This window comes from Enterobacter cloacae complex sp. ECC445 (assembly GCF_021892025.1).
GTDB lineage: Bacteria > Pseudomonadota > Gammaproteobacteria > Enterobacterales > Enterobacteriaceae > Enterobacter > Enterobacter chengduensis.
On record NZ_JAKLRZ010000023.1, the window covers coordinates 25,714 to 43,748 of the forward strand.

The window sequence follows — 18,035 nt, forward strand, 5'->3', positions numbered from 1 at the left end:
AAGGTTAATCAGGATGTTTGCATGGAGAGAGTGTGCTGTAAATGGCTGAAATAGAGGTTAAATTCTGAAAATCACTAAGAAATCTCAAATTACCGTCACCTTGCGCAGCGCCTGCGCCAGCTGCGCGCGGGTAAACGGCTTGCGCAGTAGCTGAACGTCCGGCAGCTGAGGATTATGCGCGGGCCGTAAATCCTGGCCGCTGATGAGCAGCACCGGAAGCTGCGGATAATGGCTGCGCACGTGGTTAATCACCTCGGCCCCGCCCAGGCTTCCCGGCAACATCAGGTCGCTGATAAACATGCCAATATCCGGCGACGCCGCCAGCATGCTCAGCGCCTGCTCGCCGTTGTCCGCTTCCAGCGTCAGGTAGCCAAGCTGGTGCAGCTGTTCGCACAGGGTCTGACGAACGTCCGCCTCATCTTCCAGCACCAGCACCAGGCGCTCGCTATCGACGGAGGCGGTTGCTGACAGCGCTTCATCCTCTGCCGCGGCGGGCAGCACGGAGCGCGGCAGATGAAGCCGGACGGTGGTGCCCTGCCCCGGCGCGCTTTCAATCTCTACGCGACCACCGGACTGGCGCACAAAGCCGTAGACCATCGACAGCCCTAACCCGCTCCCGCTCCCGGTCTGCTTGGTGGTGAAGAACGGTTCAAAGACCCGGGATTTAATCTCCTGCGACATGCCGCTGCCGCGGTCAATGACCTCCAGCGCCACCATATCCTGCCTGCGCCCGTCGCTGCGGGTGACGCGCTGATTCCAGGTGCGAATTTTAATCACCCCGCTTTGCCCTTCCATCGCATCACGCGCGTTCATCACCAGGTTGATGATGGCGTTTTCCAGCTGGCCGACGTCTATCCAGGCGGGCCAGGCAGGGGTTTGCGCTTCAATCTCCAGGGTCAGGGTGGCGGGCAGGGAGTGGCGCAGCAGTTCCCGGAGGTTCTCCAGCAGCGGCAGCATCTCTACCGCATGCGGCGTCAGGGATTGCTTGCGGGAAAACGCCAGCAGGCGCTGGGTCAGTAAGGCACCACGCTCGGCCGCCTTCAGCGCCCTGCCGATGCGCGGCGCGTCTTTTGATTCAGGATCGGTGAGCTCAAGACTGCCGATGATCACCGCCAGCAGGTTGTTAAAATCATGCGCCAGGCCGCCGGTTAGCTGTCCAACCGCCTTCATTTTCTGGCTGTGCAGCAGCGCCTCTTCCAGCCCCTGACGCTCAACACGGTCGATCTCCATCTGCGTGGTTTTCTCTTTCAGCAGCCGCGTGGTGTGCTCAAGCGAGGCGGTATTGCGGGCAAAAACGTTAAACGCGCGCGCCAGCTCTCCCAGCTCATCGCGCCGCTGCAGGGCGGGAACGGAAACATCCTGCTCGCCGTGGGCAAGGCGCGACATGGCCCGGGAAATCGCCGTCAGGTTGGAGGCCAGATTGCGGTAGATATACCAGCAGGCGCACCCGGTGATGATCAGCGCCAGCACGGCGAAGACGCTGATAAACACGCTGATGGACTGCAGCTCGTGGTGGCTCTGCGCTGTACGCAGCCGTGAAGCCTGCGCCACCTGCTCGACGTACTGATTAATGTCGCTGTTGAGGATCGCCACCAGCGCCTTGATGTGGAACATATACCAGCTTATTGCCAGATCGCTCTCTTCCAGCTGCTTCGACAGCGGGGCGAGCTTGCCTAGCTCGGCATTAAAATCAGGCAGTACCCCCTTCACGACCGGCAGTTCGGCATTTTGGGGCAGCATTGCGGCCACCGCGTCCAGCTGCTGAACGGTCGCGCGCGGCGAAGGGGTATCGATAGCGGCGGCGATCAGCCGGTCCATCTCCATTAGCTGCCGCGCATCCGGCACGTTGCTGCCATAGCGGCGGTTGAGATCCTGCAGATGGCGCAGGTAGCTCTGGCTTTGGTACAGCGCGCTCAGCAGCGCGTTCCGCTCCAGATGGCGTCGCTGTCCGCGCTCCAGCATCTCCGTCACGCTCTGCTGGAGCTCATTGCTTCGTTGAATAATCCGCGCTACCAGGGCCGGTTCCTGCTGCGCCAGCGGGGCATCCGCAAGCTGTTCCAGCGAGCGGCGCAGGGCCATTTGCGTCTGCTTCAGGCGCTCGGCTTCACCTTTATACTCCAGCGCCCCGACGACCTGCGAAAGCCGCACCGCCGCCGTCGCCACGTTTGCCGTATCGCGCGCCAGGTTCATGCTGCCGGTCATGTCATCCAGCGTTTGCTGCTGCACCTGCTCCTGGATCTGGCTGGCGTGCCGAAAGCCGAGCACCGCTACGCCGCTCACCATCAGCGTGACCGCAACAACCAGCAGATTGAACATCAGCAGGCGGCCACGGGCGCTGGCGAAAAACGGGGGGCGTGATGGCATAGGTTTCGGCTCCTGTGCGGTTTGGTGTCCCCTCACCCTAACCCTCTCCCCAAAGGGGCGAGGGGATGATTTGCTCCCTCTCCCTTCCAGGGAGAGGGCCGGGGTGAGGGTAAAATGTGATCCACCTTAGCTATTCATCACTATGACAAATATGAACAGCTTCTGACATTTTGCATTTACGCACCTGTGATGAAGTGCAGAAATCGGCATTCACAGGAGATCCGCCATGAGCAGAACCCCCGTATTAGAGATGCGCGGCATTGCCAAAACGTTTGGCAGCTTCCACGCGCTCAAGGGTGTAGATTTGACGGTTTTTCCCGGTGAGATCCACGCGCTGATGGGCGAAAACGGCGCGGGAAAAAGCACGCTGATGAAAATCCTCGCGGGTGCCTATACCGCCACCAGCGGCGAGATCCTGATTGACGGCCAGCCGTTTCACATTAAGGGGCCGAAAGACGCCCTGGCCGCAGGCATCACCCTGATTTATCAGGAGATGCAGCTCGCGCCCAATCTGACCGTAGCCGAGAATATCTTCCTCGGCAGCGAGCTGTCGCGCGGCGGGATGGTAAAGCGCAAAGAGATGGCTACTCAGGCGCAGGCCGTAATTGACCGCCTCGGCGCGCAGTTCAGCGCCACCGACCTGGTGATGAAGCTGACCATCGCCGAGCAGCAGCAGGTGGAAATCGCCCGCGCGCTGCACCGCAACAGCCGCATTCTGGTGATGGATGAACCCACCGCCGCCCTCTCCTCACGGGAAACGCACCGCCTGTTTGAACTGATTTTGCGCCTGCGCGATGAAGGGATGGCGATTATTTACATCAGCCACCGCATGGCGGAAGTGTATGAACTCTCTGACCGCGTCAGCGTTCTGCGCGACGGGCAGTACGTCGGCAGCCTGACGCGCGACAGGCTCAACGCCTCCGAGCTGGTGAAAATGATGGTGGGCCGCCCGTTGAGCGACCTGTTCAACAAGGAGCGTGATATCCCCCTCGGCAGCCCGCGCCTCAACGTGCACCACCTCACCGACGGTAAAAAAGTGCAGCCGTGCAGCCTGCAGGTGCGTTCCGGCGAAATTGTCGGCCTGGCGGGCCTGGTCGGGGCCGGACGCTCCGAGCTGGCGCAGCTCATCTTCGGCGTGCGTAAAGCCACCGGCGGCATGATTGAGGTCGACGGCGAGCCGGTAGTGATCCACTCCCCGCGCGCGGCCATCGAAAACGGCATCGGTTTTCTCACCGAGAACCGCAAGGAGCAGGGGCTGTTTCTGGAGCTGGCGGCGCAGGAGAACATCACCATGGCGACGCTGGAGCGCGACGCTACCTTCGGCATGCTGAACCGCAAAAAAGCGCAGTCGATTTCCGATGACGCGATTGCCCTGCTCAACATCCGCGTACCGCATTCGCAGGTGCGCGCGGGCGGGCTGTCCGGCGGCAATCAGCAAAAGCTGCTGATCTCGCGCTGGGTGGCGATTGGCCCGCGCATTCTGATTCTCGACGAACCGACGCGCGGCGTGGACGTCGGGGCGAAAAGCGAGATTTACCGCATCATGAACCAGATGGCGCGTAAAGGGGTGGCGATTCTAATGATCTCCAGCGAGCTGCCGGAAGTGGTGGGCATGAGCGACCGGGTCTACGTGATGCGCGAAGGCAGCATCGCGGGTGAACTCCGCGGGCGCGACATCTCTCAGGAAAACATCATGACGCTGGCAACCGGCGTAAACGACTCTCATCATCAGGCGGTGTAACCATGACGCATTCAACCAGTCCGCAGCAGGTGGCGAAATCCGCCTCCGCAAAAAAAATGCTGATGAGCGATCTGATGCAAACGGTCGGCATTTTGCCGATTCTTATCCTGATTGTGGCGGTATTTGGCTTTATCGCCCCCAACTTCTTTACCGAGAGCAACCTGCTTAACATCACCCGTCAGGCGTCGATCAACATCGTGCTGGCGGCGGGGATGACCTTCATCATCTTAACCGGCGGGATTGACCTCTCCGTCGGCTCGATTCTGGGCACCACGGCAGTGGCGGCGATGGTGGTGTCGCTTATTCCGGAGTTCGCCATGCTCTCCATCCCGGCCGCGCTGATGCTCGGCATGGTGCTGGGCCTGTTTAACGGCGCGCTGGTGGCCTTTGCCGGGCTGCCGCCCTTTATCGTCACGCTCGGCACCTACACGGCGCTGCGCGGTGCGGCCTACCTGCTGGCCGACGGCACGACGGTCATTAACTCCAACATCAGCTTCGAGTGGATCGGCAATAACTATCTCGGCCCGATTCCCTGGCTGGTGGTTATCGCCCTCGCCGTAATCGCGGTGTGCTGGTTCATCCTGCGTCGCACCACGCTCGGCGTACACATCTATGCGGTGGGCGGCAACATGCAGGCGGCACGCTTAACGGGCATTAAGGTCTGGCTGGTGCTGCTATTTGTCTACGGCATGAGCGGGCTGCTCTCCGGCCTCGGCGGCGTCATGAGCGCCTCGCGCCTCTACAGCGCCAACGGCAACCTCGGCACGGGCTACGAGCTGGACGCGATTGCGGCGGTGATCCTCGGCGGCACCAGCTTCGTCGGCGGGATCGGCACGATCACCGGCACGCTGGTCGGCGCGCTTATCATCGCCACCCTCAACAACGGCATGACGCTAATGGGCGTCTCCTACTTCTGGCAGCTGGTGATCAAAGGGGCGGTGATCATCATAGCGGTGCTGATCGACAAATACCGTACCCGACACCATCAAAGTGCATAACAACAAAACCCTACAGCTTCGAGGAAAACACTATGCGTTTGAAACCGTTAGTAACCGCGCTCTGTGCTGGCGCACTGCTTGCCGCAACGTCGTTTGCGCAGGCAAAAGATCTGAAGGCCATCGGCGTGACGGTGGGCGACCTGGCTAACCCGTTCTTCGTGCAGATCACCAAAGGTGCCGAGCTGGAAGCGCGCAAGCTGGCGGGCGATAACGTCAAGGTGACGCTGGTCTCCAGCGGTTACGATCTGGGCCAGCAGGTGGCGCAGATCGACAACTTCATCGCCGCGAAAGTGGACATGATCATCCTCAACGCCGCGGACTCCAAAGGGATCGGCCCGGCGGTGAAGCGCGCGAAGGACGCCGGGATCGTGGTCGTTGCGGTTGACGTCGCGGCGGAAGGGGCTGACGCCACCATTACCTCCGATAACACCCAGGCGGGCGAAATGGCCTGTAAGTACATTACCGATCGCCTGAAAGGCAAAGGCAACGTGGTGATCATCAACGGACCGCCGGTCTCAGCGGTGCAAAACCGCGTGGAAGGTTGCCAGACGGAATTCAAAAAACACCCGGATATCAAGGTGCTCTCGGATAACCAGAACGCCAAGGGCAGCCGTGAAGGCGGTCTGGAAGTGATGACCTCCCTGCTGGCGGCCAATCCGAAGATCGACGGCGTGTTTGCGATTAACGATCCGACCGCGATCGGCGCCGATCTGGCGGCGAAACAGGCGCAGCGCAACGAGTTCTTTATCGTCGGCGTGGATGGCAGCCCGGACGGTGAGGAAGCGCTGAAGCGCGAAAACTCGCTGTTTGTCGCGACCCCGGCGCAGGATCCGCAGGTGATGGCGGCGAAGGCGGTGGAGATCGGCTATGACATTCTCCAGGGCAAACCGGCGCCGAAAGAACCGGTGCTGATCCCGGTGACGATGATCGATAAAAAGAACGTCGGCACGTATAAGGGGTGGACGGTTAAGTAACCCCCTCACCCTGCCCTCTCCCCAAAGGGGAGAGGGTTAGGGTGAGGGGTACGTTTTGCACCTAATCGAAGGAGTCCCCATGAAACGCTCCGACATTAACGAGATCCTCGGCCACACGCGGCAGTTTTTTTCCATGCACGACGTGCATCTCCCGCCCTTTGCCAGCTTTCCGCCAACGAAATGGCAGCAGCTTGACCAGGCCGCATGGCAGGAAGTGTTCGACCTCAAGCTCGGCTGGGACGTGACCGCGTTCGGCGGCAATCATTTTGCCGCCGAGGGGCTGACGCTGTTTACCCTGCGCAACGGCTCGCCCAACGGCGTGCCGTATGAAAAAGGCTATGCCGAAAAAATCATGCACGTGCGCGACGGCCAGGTCACGCCGATGCATTTTCACTGGCGCAAGCGGGAAGACATCATCAACCGGGGCGGCGGGAACCTTATCATTGAGTTATGGAATGCCGGGGCGCATGAAGAGACGGAAAACACCGACGTGACGGTTACCGTCGACGGCTGCCGTCAGACTCACGCGCCCGGCAGCCAGCTTCGCCTCACGCCAGGGGAAAGCATCTGCCTGACGCCCGGCCTGTACCACAGTTTCTGGGGCGAACGCGGCTTCGGCGACGTGCTGGTTGGGGAGGTGTCATCGGTGAATGACGATGAGCACGACAACCACTTTTTGCAGCCCGTTGCCCGCTATAACAACATCGAAGAGGACGAACCGGCCGTGCTGGTGCTGTGCAACGAGTACAACCTGTTTCGGATTTAAGGGGTGAATGATGCCATTGATTTCTCTTGCCGACGGCCTGGCACACGCCAGACAGCACCGCTATGCGCTGGGCGCGTTTAACGTCCTTGATTCCCACTTCCTGCGCGCGCTGTTCGCCGCCGCAAAGCAGGAGCGCTCGCCGTTTATTATCAACATCGCCGAAGTGCATTTTAAGTACGTGTCCCTGGATTCGCTTGTCGAAGCGGTCAAGTTCGAGGCCGCCCGTCACGCTATTCCCGTGGTGCTCAACCTCGACCACGGCCTGCATTTTGACGCCGTGGTGCGCGCCCTGCGCCTGGGGTTCAGCTCCGTGATGTTCGACGGCTCGACGCTGAGCTACGAGGAGAACATCCGCCAGACGCGGGAGGTGGTGAAGATGTGCCACGCGGTGGGCGTGTCGGTGGAGGCGGAGCTGGGCGCGGTCGGGGGCGATGAAGGCGGCGCGCTTTACGGCCATGCGGATGAAGCCTGCTTTACCGACCCGCAGCGGGCGCGCGAATTTGTCGATTCAACCGGCATTGACGCGCTGGCGGTCGCCATCGGCAACGCACACGGCAAGTATAAAGGCGAGCCGAAGCTCGATTTCCCGCGTCTGGACGCCATTCGCCAGCAGACGGGGCTGCCGCTGGTTTTACACGGCGGCTCCGGGATTAGCGATGCCGACTTCCGCCGCGCCATCGAGCTGGGTATTCATAAAATCAATTTCTATACCGGGATGTCGCAGGCCGCGCTTGCCGCCGTGGAGCAGCGGATGGCAAAACGCCAGCCGCTCTACGATGAGTTTGCCGAGCTGCTGCTGGGGATAGAAGAGGCTATTACCGATACGGTCGCCGAACAGATGCGCATCTTCGGCAGCGCGGGGCAGGCATAATGGAACGTAAAGGCATCATCGCCGCTGGCAATATGCTGGTGGACCACGTCCACCAGATCGTGCAGTGGCCGGAGCGCGGCTGGCTGGCGGAAATCACCCACAGCGAACGGTCAACCGGGGGCGCGCCGCTCAACGTCCTGCTGACGCTGGCGAAAATGCACGTTGGCCTGCCGCTGCAGGCGGTGGGTCTGATTGGCGAAGACGGCGACGGGGACTACATTCTGGCGATGCTCGACCAGTACCACGTCAACCGCCAGCGCGTACAGCGCACCACCTTTGCGCCAACCTCCATGTCGCAGGTCATGACCGATCCCAGCGGACAGCGCACCTTTTTCCACTCCCCGGGCGCGAACCGCCTGCTGGATCTTCCCGCCTTCGATCGCCTGGACGGATCGATGAAGATCTTTCACCTCGGCTATCTGCTGCTGCTCGACAGCCTGGATATGCCCGACGATGAGTTCGGCACCCGCAGCGCGCGGCTGCTGGCGCAGATGCGCGACCAGGGGTATGAAACGTCGCTCGATCTGGTTTCCCGCAAGGGTGACCCGCGCTATCAGCCGCTGGTGCTCCCTGCCCTGCGCCATCTCGACTATCTGGTGATTAACGAGCTGGAGGCCGGTGAGTTTAGCGGCCTGACGATGCGTGACGAAAACGACGTCCCGCACGTTGCCCATATCGCAGAAGCCGCGACGCGGCTGCTGGCGGCCGGCGTACGCCAGCGGGTGGTGATCCACTGTCCGGAAGGCGCATGGGGAGAAGCACGCGGTGAAGAGGGCCGCTGGATCCCGTCATGGATGCTGGAGCAGGAAGAGATCATCGGCAGCGTCGGCGCGGGCGATGCCTTTTGCGCGGGCTTTTTATACGGCTGCCATGAGTCGCTGCCGCTCACGGAAAGCATTTATCTGGCGCACGCCTGCGCGCGGGCAAGCCTGCTGGCCGCCAACGCGATTGACGGCGCAAAAACGCTGGCCGAGCTGCAGGCTTTTATTCACGAGGGCACTTAATTTAACAATAATTGCGATTTTTCATTACAGTTCTATGAATTTTGCATTCCCGAACTACACTCTCTCCATCTGGCATATTCGGCGTGGGCAGCACTCTGTCCGCACGCTTTTCCGAAATGAGATAGAAAGAGGACAAGGGAAAAATGTTCGCAGCCATCATCATCGGTATTTTCATTATTAGCGTTATTTACGCGCATTCACGCGGCAAAGAAAAACAGACGCTGTCTCGTCAGTTGTTCGACCATTCGACGTTCATGGCACCCATCAATATGTTTATGACGGCGTTCTCTTCCCTGCCCGCCAGGCAGCCTTTCTTTGAAACAGAGCGTTTCCCCGAATTAAACACGCTGACGGAAAACTGGCAGGTTATTCGTGAAGAGGCGGTGCGTTTACAGGATCATATAAAGGCAGCGCAAAATAATAATGACGCTGGCTTTAACACCTTTTTTAAACGCGGCTGGAAGCGTTTTTATCTGAAATGGTACGCCGATGCCCATCCTTCTGCGCAAGCCCTTTGCCCGGTGACCACGCGGCTGGTGAGTCAAATTCCTTGCGTGAAGGCGGCCATGTTTGCCGAACTGCCTGCGGGGGCAAAGCTGGGCAAGCATCGCGATCCCTACGCGGGCTCGGTGCGCTATCACCTGGGCTTATCTACCCCGAATGACGATCGCTGCTTTATTGAAGTTGACCAGCAGCGTCATAGCTGGCGCGATGGCGAGGCGGTCATTTTTGATGAGACCTACGTCCACTGGGCGGAAAATAAAACCGATCGGACGCGCATTATTCTTTTCTGTGATATCGAGCGTCCGATGAAGTGGCGCTGGGCGCAGGCGGTTAACCATTGGGTGGGCACCACGCTGATGTCTGCGGCCAGCTCACCGAATGACGATAATGACCGCACCGGCGGCATTAACCGCATTTTTAAATATGTTCATGCGGGCCGCGAACGCGGACAACGTCTTAAAAAACGGAATCGTAAAGCCTATTACGCCCTCAAGTACCTGTGCATCAGCGCCATTTTTGCCGCCCTTCTTGTTCCGGCGATAACGTAAACCTTATGCCGCCTGTTCGGGGCGGCTAACGTCGGTGGCAAATACATACCCCAGTCCGCGGATGGTTTTAATGAGCGCAGGCTGATGCGGATTGGCCTCGATCTTCCGGCGCAGGCGCATGATCAGTACGTCGATAGTGCGGTCGAACACGTCAGCGCTTTCGCTGTGGGTCAGCTCAAGCAGCCGGTCACGGCTCAGCACCCGACGGGCATTTTGCGTGAGCGCCAGCAGCAGGCCGTACTCGCCCTGGGTTAAGGGCACGGGATTACGCTGCGGATCGCTCAGCTCGCAGCGGGTGGTATCGAGCGTCCATCCGTTAAACGCGATGCCCGCCGCGGGCGCTGCGGGCGCTTCGGCAGCCAGCACGCCGGTACGGCGCAATACCGCTTTCACGCGGGCAACCACCACGCGCGGGTTGAACGGCTTGCCAATATAGTCGTCGGCCCCCATCTCCAGCCCCACCACCACGTCGGACTCACTGCCCAGCCCGGTTAGCATGATCACCGGCAGCGCCGGTCGCTGCTTTTGCAGCTGCAGCAAAACCTGCAGGCCGTTGATATCCGGCAGCATCATATCCAGCAGGACAAGCGCGATATTCGGCTCCTCCTGTACGCGGCGCAGCGCATCCTGGCCGTTATGGCAGACAAGCACGCTAAAGACGTGCTCGCTCAGCACATCCTGAAGCAGTTCGCAGACTGCCGTATCGTCATCAACCACCAGAATCGCCGGTTTCATCATATGCTTCCGTCAGGGGATTATGTTAAGTCTGAACCATTCTGCCGTCGGCTCCAGTTAAAGGGTTTTTTCAGTGACGGAAATTCAACCCATGTCACATCCGCAGCCCTGTCGACACGTCAATTTTGACGATGGGCTGCTTTTTGTCAGGGTTTTCACCGCGAAGGGGCCGTAAAGTCAGGGAGTAGCCATACAAAAAACATGGCATAGAAGCTGCATAGTGGGTGCGAATGATTCGATTAACTGGAGCAGACTGATGAAGAAAGTCGTCACGGTTTGCCCTTATTGTGCCTCAGGTTGCAAGATCCACCTGGTGGTCGATAACGGCAAAATCGTCCGGGCAGAGGCCGCACAGGGGAAAACCAACCAGGGCACGCTGTGCCTGAAAGGTTACTACGGCTGGGATTTTATTAACGATACCCAAATCCTCACCCCGCGCCTGAAAAGCCCTATGATCCGTCGCGAACGCGGCGGCAAGCTGGAAGCCGTCAGCTGGCGCGAGGCGCTGGATTACGTCGCCACGCGCCTTAGCGCCATCAAGGCCAAGTATGGCCCCGATGCGATTCAGACCACCGGTTCCTCACGCGGGACGGGGAATGAAACCAACTATGTGATGCAAAAATTCGCGCGCGCCGTTATTGGAACCAATAACGTCGACTGCTGCGCTCGCGTCTGACACGGCCCATCGGTTGCAGGTCTGCACCAGTCGGTCGGTAACGGCGCAATGAGTAATGCCATCAACGAGATAGATAATACCGATCTCGTCTTCATCTTTGGCTATAACCCGGCGGATTCTCACCCTATCGTCGCGAACCACGTTATTCGCGCTAAGCAGAACGGGGCGAAAATCATCGTCTGCGATCCGCGCAAAATTGAAACCGCGCGCATTGCGGATATGCACATTGCATTGAAAAACGGCTCGAATATCGCGCTGTTGAATGCGATGGGGCACGTCATTATTGAGGAGAACCTGTACGACCAGGCGTTTGTCGCCAGCCGTACGGAAGGTTTTGAAGAGTATAAGAAAATTGTCGAAGGCTATACGCCAGAGTCGGTTGAAGCGATAACCGGCGTCAGCGCGCAGGAGATCCGCCAGGCCGCACGAATGTACGCCGGGGCGAAAACCGCCGCCATTCTCTGGGGCATGGGCGTGACCCAGTTCTACCAGGGCGTGGAAACCGTGCGTTCCCTGACCAGCCTCGCCATGCTGACGGGGAACCTGGGCAAGGCGCACGTCGGCGTTAACCCGGTACGTGGTCAGAATAACGTCCAGGGCGCCTGCGATATGGGCGCGCTGCCGGATACCTATCCGGGCTACCAGTACGTTAAGTTCCCGGAGAACCGCGCCAAATTCGCGAAGGCCTGGGGCGTGGAAAGCCTGCCGGAACACACCGGGTATCGCATCAGCGAGCTGCCGCACCGCGCGGCGCATGGCGAAGTGCGTGCGGCCTACATCATGGGTGAAGATCCGCTCCAGACCGACGCCGAGCTCTCTGCGGTGCGTAAAGGGTTTGAGGATCTGGAGCTGGTGATTGTCCAGGATATCTTCATGACCAAAACCGCGGCGGCGGCGGACGTGATTTTACCGTCGACCTCCTGGGGCGAGCATGAAGGCGTCTACACGGCGGCGGACCGCGGCTTCCAGCGCTTCTTTAAGGCGGTCGAGCCGAAGTGGGATCTGAAAACGGACTGGCAAATCATCAGCGAAATCGCCACCCGCATGGGCTACCCGATGCACTACAACAACACCCAGGAGATCTGGGACGAGTTGCGGCATCTGTGCCCGGACTTCTACGGTGCCACCTATGAAAAAATGGGCGAGCTGGGCTACATCCAGTGGCCGTGCCGGGATGAGTCGGAGGCCGATCAAGGCACGTCCTATCTCTTTAAGGAGAAATTCGACACCCCGAACGGGCTGGCACAGTTCTTCACCTGCGACTGGGTCGCCCCCATCGATAAACTCACCGACGAGTATCCGATGGTGCTCTCAACCGTACGTGAAGTGGGCCACTACTCCTGTCGTTCGATGACCGGTAACTGCGCCGCGCTGGCCGCGCTGGCGGACGAGCCGGGTTATGCGCAGATCAACACCGCCGACGCGGAGCGCCTCGGCATCGAGGATGACGCGCTGGTGTGGGTGAACTCGCGCAAAGGGCGGATCATCACCCGCGCGCAGGTCAGCGATCGTCCAAACAAAGGGGCGGTCTATATGACCTACCAGTGGTGGATTGGCGCCTGCAACGAGCTGGTGACGGAGAACTTAAGCCCGATAACCAAAACGCCGGAGTATAAATACTGCGCCGTCAACGTTGAACCGATTGCGGATCAGCACGCGGCGGAACGGTATGTGATCGACGAATATAACAAGCTGAAAGCCCGCCTGCGCGAAAGCGCAATGGGCTGAAGCCGTTAATTCATCGATGAATAAAGGGAGTGAACTATTCACTCCCTTTTTATTTCCGATTAGCTCATCAATAATATCAATTATTATTCTGGAAAGCTGCTCGCAGAAATAATGTAATTTACGCAGAATAGAATTACATCTTTGCATTTTAATTCAGAGAGATAAGATGTGCGGCGGGTGCTTAAGACTTTCTGTCTTGAGCATTGTTGAGGGACAGAAAGTAGGAAGCCCCGGGAAATTTTCATTTACCCGAGGCTACTCCCTCAACTCCCAACAGGTTGAGAGTAGCCTCTTATTCTTTTTTTGACAAGGAGTAAAAGGCATGACGCCATTAAAAACTGCGTTAGGTATCGTCTTTATTATTTGCCTGACGATAGTGATCTTTACCTTTATTACTCGCGGTAAGTTATGCGAGTTTTCAATAAAGGGTGAACATCAGGAGGTGGCGGCTAAATTAGCCTGCAACGCAGGCTAACCTCTTCGGGCGGAACAGCGGTTCCGCCCGGCTTGTAGGATGCTGAGGTCTTAATGCACCCATTTTTTTCTTTTGCGCCCGCGATTATACTGCGCGGCGTGTACCCAGATGATAAGAATCCATGAAACCCATTTTTCTGCTGTTATTCTTTTTAACCTCCCTTGCCCATGCAGATGAGATAGGCAGCCAGTATCAAAAGCAGGCGGAAGCCGGTGATGCCCGCGCCCAGTATTATCTTGCCGATACATACTTCAGCTCTGGCGACAGCAAGCAGGCTGCGCTGTGGGCCGAAAAAGCGGCAAAAGGTGGCGATGTCGACGCCATGGCGCTGTTGTCGCAAATCCACTTTACGCAGGGCGATTACGCCCAGGCCAAAGCCCTCGCGCAACAGGCCAATATTGCAGGCAGCAAACGCGGCGCGATTATGCTGGCCCGCGTGCTGGTCAATACTCAGGCCGGTAAAACCGACTACCCTCAGGCCATCAAACTGCTGCAAACGGCGACCGAAGATATCGACAGCGACTCTGCGGTCGATGCGCAAATGCTGCTCGGGCTGATATATGCCAACGGCGTAGAGGTGGCGCAGGATGATGTGCAGGCCGCATCGTGGTTCAAGCGGAGTTCAGCCCTTTCACGTACGGGCTACGCCGAGTACTGGGCAGGAATGTTGTTCAGGCAGGGCGAGAAAGGCTTTATCACGCCGAATAAACAGAAAGCGCTGTACTGGTTGAACCTGAGCTGCACTGAAGGGTTTGATACGGGCTGCGAAGAGTTTGATGCGTTGAGCGGAGAATAAAGTGCCGGGTGGCGGCTTCGCCTTACCCGGCCTACAAAACCCGTAGGCCCGGTAAGCGCAGCGCCACCGGGCTTAACACATTACTGGTCAGCCGTCTTATCAAAACGACCCAGCACCTCGCGTTCGTACGCCAGCGCCTTTTTACGATCGAATTTATGTTCCCACTTGGCGATAACCAGTACCGCCAGCGCGTTACCCACCACGTTCAGCGCCGTACGCGCCATGTCGAGGATACGGTCGACACCCGCAATAAACGCCAGGCCTTCCAGCGGAATGCCGACGCTGCCCAGCGTTGCCAGCAGCACCACGAACGAAACGCCCGGTACGCCTGCGATGCCTTTAGACGTCACCATCAGCGTCAGCACCAGCACGATCTCCTGCCACAGCGACAGGTCAATGCCGTACAGCTGCGCAATAAAGATAGCGGCGATACTCTGGTACAGCGTGGAGCCGTCCAGGTTAAAGGAGTAGCCGGTTGGTACAACGAAGCTGGTGATCGACGCCGGCGCGCCGTAGGCTTCCATCTTCTCAATAATACGCGGCAGCACGCTCTCAGAGCTTGCCGTGGAGTAGGCCAGAATCAGTTCATCCTTCAGGATACGAATCAGGATCCAGATGCTCAGCCCGCACAGGCGCGCCACGATGCCCAGCACCACCAGCGCAAAGAACAGGATGGCGAAGTGAACCAGGATCACCAGCTTCGCCAGCGGCCAGAGGGAGGCAAAACCGAAGTTCGCCACGGTGACGGCGATAAGCGCAAACACCCCTACCGGCGCGTAGCGCATCACCATGTGGGTCACTTTAAACATGGTTTCGGAGATAGAGCGGAACACGGTCACCAGCGGTTCGCGGTGCGTTGCCGGCAGTGAAGAGAGCCCCAGACCAAACAGCACCGAGAAGAAGATAATCGGCAACATCTCACCCTTCGCCATCGATGCCACGATGTTGGTCGGCACCAGAGAAAGGATGGTGCCCATCAGGCCGTGCGCATGGCTTTGTACATCCGCCGTGGTGCTTTGGTATTTCGAAATATCCACCGTTGCCAGCTGCGACATATCGATCCCGGAACCCGGCTGGAACACGTTCGCCAGGGTAATACCCAGGATAATCGCAACCGTAGTGATCACTTCGAAATAGATAATGGTTTTCGCACCAATACGGCCTAACTGCTTCGCATCGCCGACGCCCGCGATACCCACCACCAGCGTCGAGATCACAATCGGTACCACAATCATCTTGATCAGATGAATAAAGATATCCCCTGCCGGGGAAAGCAGGTTCGCAATCAGCCACTCGCGGCTGTCGCTGTGATAGTGGAGGTAACTGCCCAGCAGAATGCCCAGCACAAGGGCGATTAAGATCTGCCAGGCCAGGCTGACTTTAACGTTTTTCATAGAAACTGACTTCCTCAATGAAGCGCCTTATTCACGAAAACTGCATGAATAGGGGGACATACTGAAAGGGTATGAATTGTGTTGCGTCGATTTATGGGATTTTTTAACGCGGCGTATGAGTATCATCTGCGCGGCCTGTTGCGCAAGCCTTAAAGATCGACGCATTTCACCCGTAAAAGCGTCTGTGACGAGAGTTTCTCCTGATTCTGATAAATAACCTTTTGTTATAAAAACGCTTTTTTAAACATAAATGTGAATAATTGTTGGCGTGAATTATTTTCCTTCAAAGTTTCATTCGCTCATTTTTCAACCTGTTCAAACAATGCGTGATCTGTAGCCCAAATAATAAACAAAGCTTGTAAAGCCCCTACAATTAACGTTTTAGTGACATATTATTAACATCTTACAAGGAGAAAAAAAGCCATGAGCCAAATACACAAACATGACATTCCCGCTAATATTGCGGACCGTTGCCTGATAAACCCGGAGCAGTACCACGAGAAGTATCAGCAATCTATCACCGCCCCGGACGCCTTCTGGGGCGAGCAGGGCCATATCCTTGACTGGATCAAGCCATATCAGAAGGTGAAGAACACCTCCTTTGCGCCCGGCAATGTCTCCATTAAATGGTATGAAGATGGCACCCTGAACCTGGCGGCGAACTGCCTGGATCGTCACCTTGCCGAGCGCGGGAATGAAACCGCCATCATCTGGGAAGGCGACGATGCCTCACAGAGCAAACACATTACCTATAAAGAGCTGCACCGCGACGTGTGCCGCTTCGCCAACGTCCTGCTGGAAAAAGGCATTAAAAAGGGTGATGTGGTCGCGATCTATATGCCGATGGTGCCGGAAGCGGCGGTGGCTATGCTGGCCTGCGCGCGTATCGGCGCCATTCACTCGGTTATCTTTGGTGGGTTCTCGCCAGAAGCGGTTGCGGGTCGTATTGTCGATTCAAGCTCAAAACTGGTGATCACCGCCGATGAAGGCGTGCGTGCAGGACGCGGTATCCCACTCAAGAAAAACGTCGACGAAGCGCTGAAAAACCCGAACGTCAAAACGGTCAGCAACGTCATCGTCCTTAAGCGTACCGGCGGCAAAATCGACTGGAACGAGGGGCGCGACCTGTGGTGGAGCGACCTGATTGAAAACGCGAGCGACCAGCATCAGCCGGAAGAGATGAACGCTGAAGATCCGCTTTTCATTCTTTATACCTCCGGCTCAACCGGTAAGCCGAAAGGCGTGCTGCACACCACCGGCGGCTATCTGGTCTACGCGGCCACCACCTTTAAATACGTCTTCGACTACCACCCGGGCGACATCTACTGGTGTACCGCCGACGTGGGCTGGGTGACCGGGCACAGCTACCTGCTGTACGGCCCGCTGGCCTGCGGCGCGACCACGCTGATGTTTGAGGGCGTACCCAACTGGCCGACTCCGGCGCGGATGTGCCAGGTCGTCGACAAGCACCAGGTCAATATTCTCTATACCGCGCCAACGGCGATCCGCGCATTGATGGCGGAAGGCGATAAGGCCATCGAAGGCACCGACCGCTCTTCGTTGCGCATCCTCGGTTCCGTGGGTGAGCCAATCAACCCGGAAGCCTGGGAATGGTACTGGAAGAAAATCGGCAACGAGAAATGCCCGGTGATGGACACCTGGTGGCAGACCGAAACCGGCGGCTTTATGATCACCCCGATGCCGGGCGCCACGCAGCTGAAAGCCGGCTCGGCAACCCGTCCGTTCTTCGGCGTCCAGCCTGCACTGGTGGATAACGAAGGCAACCCGCTGGACGGTGCCACCGAAGGCAACCTGGTCATCACAGACTCGTGGCCGGGCCAGGCGCGTACCCTGTTCGGCGATCACGATCGCTTCGAGCAGACCTACTTCTCGACCTTTAAAAACATGTACTTCAGCGGCGACGGCGCGCGTCGTGACGAAGATGGCTATTACTGGATCACCGGCCGCGTGGACGACGTGCTGAACGTCTCCGGCCACCGTCTGGGCACCGCCGAGATTGAATCTGCCCTGGTATCGCATCCGAAGATCGCCGAAGCGGCGGTTGTCGGCATTCCGCACAACATCAAAGGCCAGGCGATTTACGCCTACGTCACCCTGAACCACGGCGAGGAGCCGTCACCGGAACTGTACGCCGAGGTGCGCAACTGGGTGCGTAAAGAGATTGGCCCGCTGGCGACGCCGGACGTGCTGCACTGGACCGACTCGCTGCCGAAGACCCGCTCCGGCAAAATTATGCGCCGTATATTGCGCAAAATCGCGGCGGGGGATACCAGCAACCTCGGTGATACCTCAACGCTCGCGGATCCTGGCGTGGTGGAAAAACTGCTCGAAGAGAAGCAGGCCATCGCGATGCCTTCATAAATCTTTTCTCCCTCTCCCCTCACCCTAACCCTCTCCCCATAGGGGAGAGGGGATAAAACAAACCAACCTTACCTTTGGA

General features: G+C 58.3%; 14 protein-coding genes. 11 read left to right on the forward strand and 3 right to left on the reverse strand.

The features are described 5' to 3' along the window. Positions 1–84 precede the first annotated feature (84 nt). Positions 85–2,364 carry an ATP-binding protein gene (locus tag L6R44_RS17550; protein WP_237424945.1) on the reverse strand — a complete coding sequence of 760 codons (2,280 nt, stop codon included), beginning with the start codon at positions 2,362–2,364 and terminating at the stop codon, positions 85–87. Positions 2,365–2,590: 226 nt separating this feature from the next. On the opposite strand from L6R44_RS17550, the gene L6R44_RS17555 reads away from it, so the two are divergent. The 7 genes from L6R44_RS17555 (at position 2,591) to lpxO (ending at position 9,770) form a co-directional block, all read left to right on the forward strand. Next, positions 2,591–4,105 (forward strand): sugar ABC transporter ATP-binding protein, encoded by a 1,515-nt coding sequence (locus tag L6R44_RS17555; RefSeq protein ID WP_237424946.1) that lies wholly within the window; start codon positions 2,591–2,593, stop codon positions 4,103–4,105. A gap of 2 nt (positions 4,106–4,107) precedes the next feature. Next, a complete protein-coding gene (locus L6R44_RS17560; protein WP_032644731.1) occupies positions 4,108–5,103 on the forward strand; it encodes an ABC transporter permease subunit in 996 nt (331 codons plus the stop codon). A gap of 32 nt (positions 5,104–5,135) precedes the next feature. Continuing rightward, on the forward strand, positions 5,136–6,077 hold the full coding sequence (locus L6R44_RS17565; RefSeq protein ID WP_237424947.1) for an ABC transporter substrate-binding protein: 942 nt from the start codon (positions 5,136–5,138) through the stop codon (positions 6,075–6,077). A gap of 79 nt (positions 6,078–6,156) precedes the next feature. Next, a complete protein-coding gene (locus tag L6R44_RS17570) occupies positions 6,157–6,843 on the forward strand; it encodes a D-lyxose/D-mannose isomerase (RefSeq protein ID WP_237424948.1) in 687 nt (228 codons plus the stop codon). A gap of 10 nt (positions 6,844–6,853) precedes the next feature. Continuing rightward, positions 6,854–7,714, forward strand: coding sequence for a ketose 1,6-bisphosphate aldolase (locus tag L6R44_RS17575; RefSeq protein ID WP_237424991.1), 861 nt, complete (start codon positions 6,854–6,856; stop codon positions 7,712–7,714). Then, positions 7,714–8,718, forward strand: coding sequence for a carbohydrate kinase family protein (locus L6R44_RS17580; RefSeq protein ID WP_237424949.1), 1,005 nt, complete (start codon positions 7,714–7,716; stop codon positions 8,716–8,718). Before L6R44_RS17575 ends, L6R44_RS17580 begins: the two co-directional genes overlap by 1 nt. A gap of 143 nt (positions 8,719–8,861) precedes the next feature. Then, a complete protein-coding gene (lpxO, locus tag L6R44_RS17585; RefSeq protein WP_032644726.1) occupies positions 8,862–9,770 on the forward strand; it encodes a lipid A hydroxylase LpxO in 909 nt (302 codons plus the stop codon). Positions 9,771–9,773: 3 nt separating this feature from the next. Here the strand turns inward: lpxO and L6R44_RS17590 are convergent, their stop codons facing one another. Then, positions 9,774–10,505 (reverse strand): response regulator, encoded by a 732-nt coding sequence (locus L6R44_RS17590; RefSeq protein ID WP_237424992.1) that lies wholly within the window; start codon positions 10,503–10,505, stop codon positions 9,774–9,776. 256 nt (positions 10,506–10,761) lie between these two features. Between L6R44_RS17590 and fdhF the strand changes: the two genes are divergently transcribed. The 3 genes from fdhF (at position 10,762) to L6R44_RS17605 (ending at position 14,180) form a co-directional block, all read left to right on the forward strand. Then, positions 10,762–12,909, forward strand: coding sequence for a formate dehydrogenase subunit alpha (gene fdhF, locus L6R44_RS17595; protein WP_237424950.1), 2,148 nt, complete (start codon positions 10,762–10,764; stop codon positions 12,907–12,909). A 322-nt stretch (positions 12,910–13,231) separates the two neighbouring features. Next, on the forward strand, positions 13,232–13,384 hold the full coding sequence (locus tag L6R44_RS17600) for a Hok/Gef family protein (protein ID WP_032644722.1): 153 nt from the start codon (positions 13,232–13,234) through the stop codon (positions 13,382–13,384). A 121-nt stretch (positions 13,385–13,505) separates the two neighbouring features. Next, the gene (locus L6R44_RS17605; protein ID WP_237424951.1) at positions 13,506–14,180 is read left to right on the forward strand and encodes a tetratricopeptide repeat protein; all 675 of its coding nucleotides are present in this window, start codon (positions 13,506–13,508) and stop codon (positions 14,178–14,180) included. Positions 14,181–14,260: 80 nt separating this feature from the next. Here the strand turns inward: L6R44_RS17605 and gltP are convergent, their stop codons facing one another. After that, positions 14,261–15,574: a glutamate/aspartate:proton symporter GltP gene (gene gltP / locus L6R44_RS17610; protein WP_024906735.1), complete on the reverse strand. Its 1,314-nt coding sequence runs from the start codon at positions 15,572–15,574 to the stop codon at positions 14,261–14,263. A gap of 423 nt (positions 15,575–15,997) precedes the next feature. Between gltP and acs the strand changes: the two genes are divergently transcribed. Beyond that, positions 15,998–17,956: an acetate--CoA ligase gene (gene acs, locus L6R44_RS17615; protein ID WP_237424952.1), complete on the forward strand. Its 1,959-nt coding sequence runs from the start codon at positions 15,998–16,000 to the stop codon at positions 17,954–17,956. Positions 17,957–18,035: the final 79 nt, after the last annotated feature.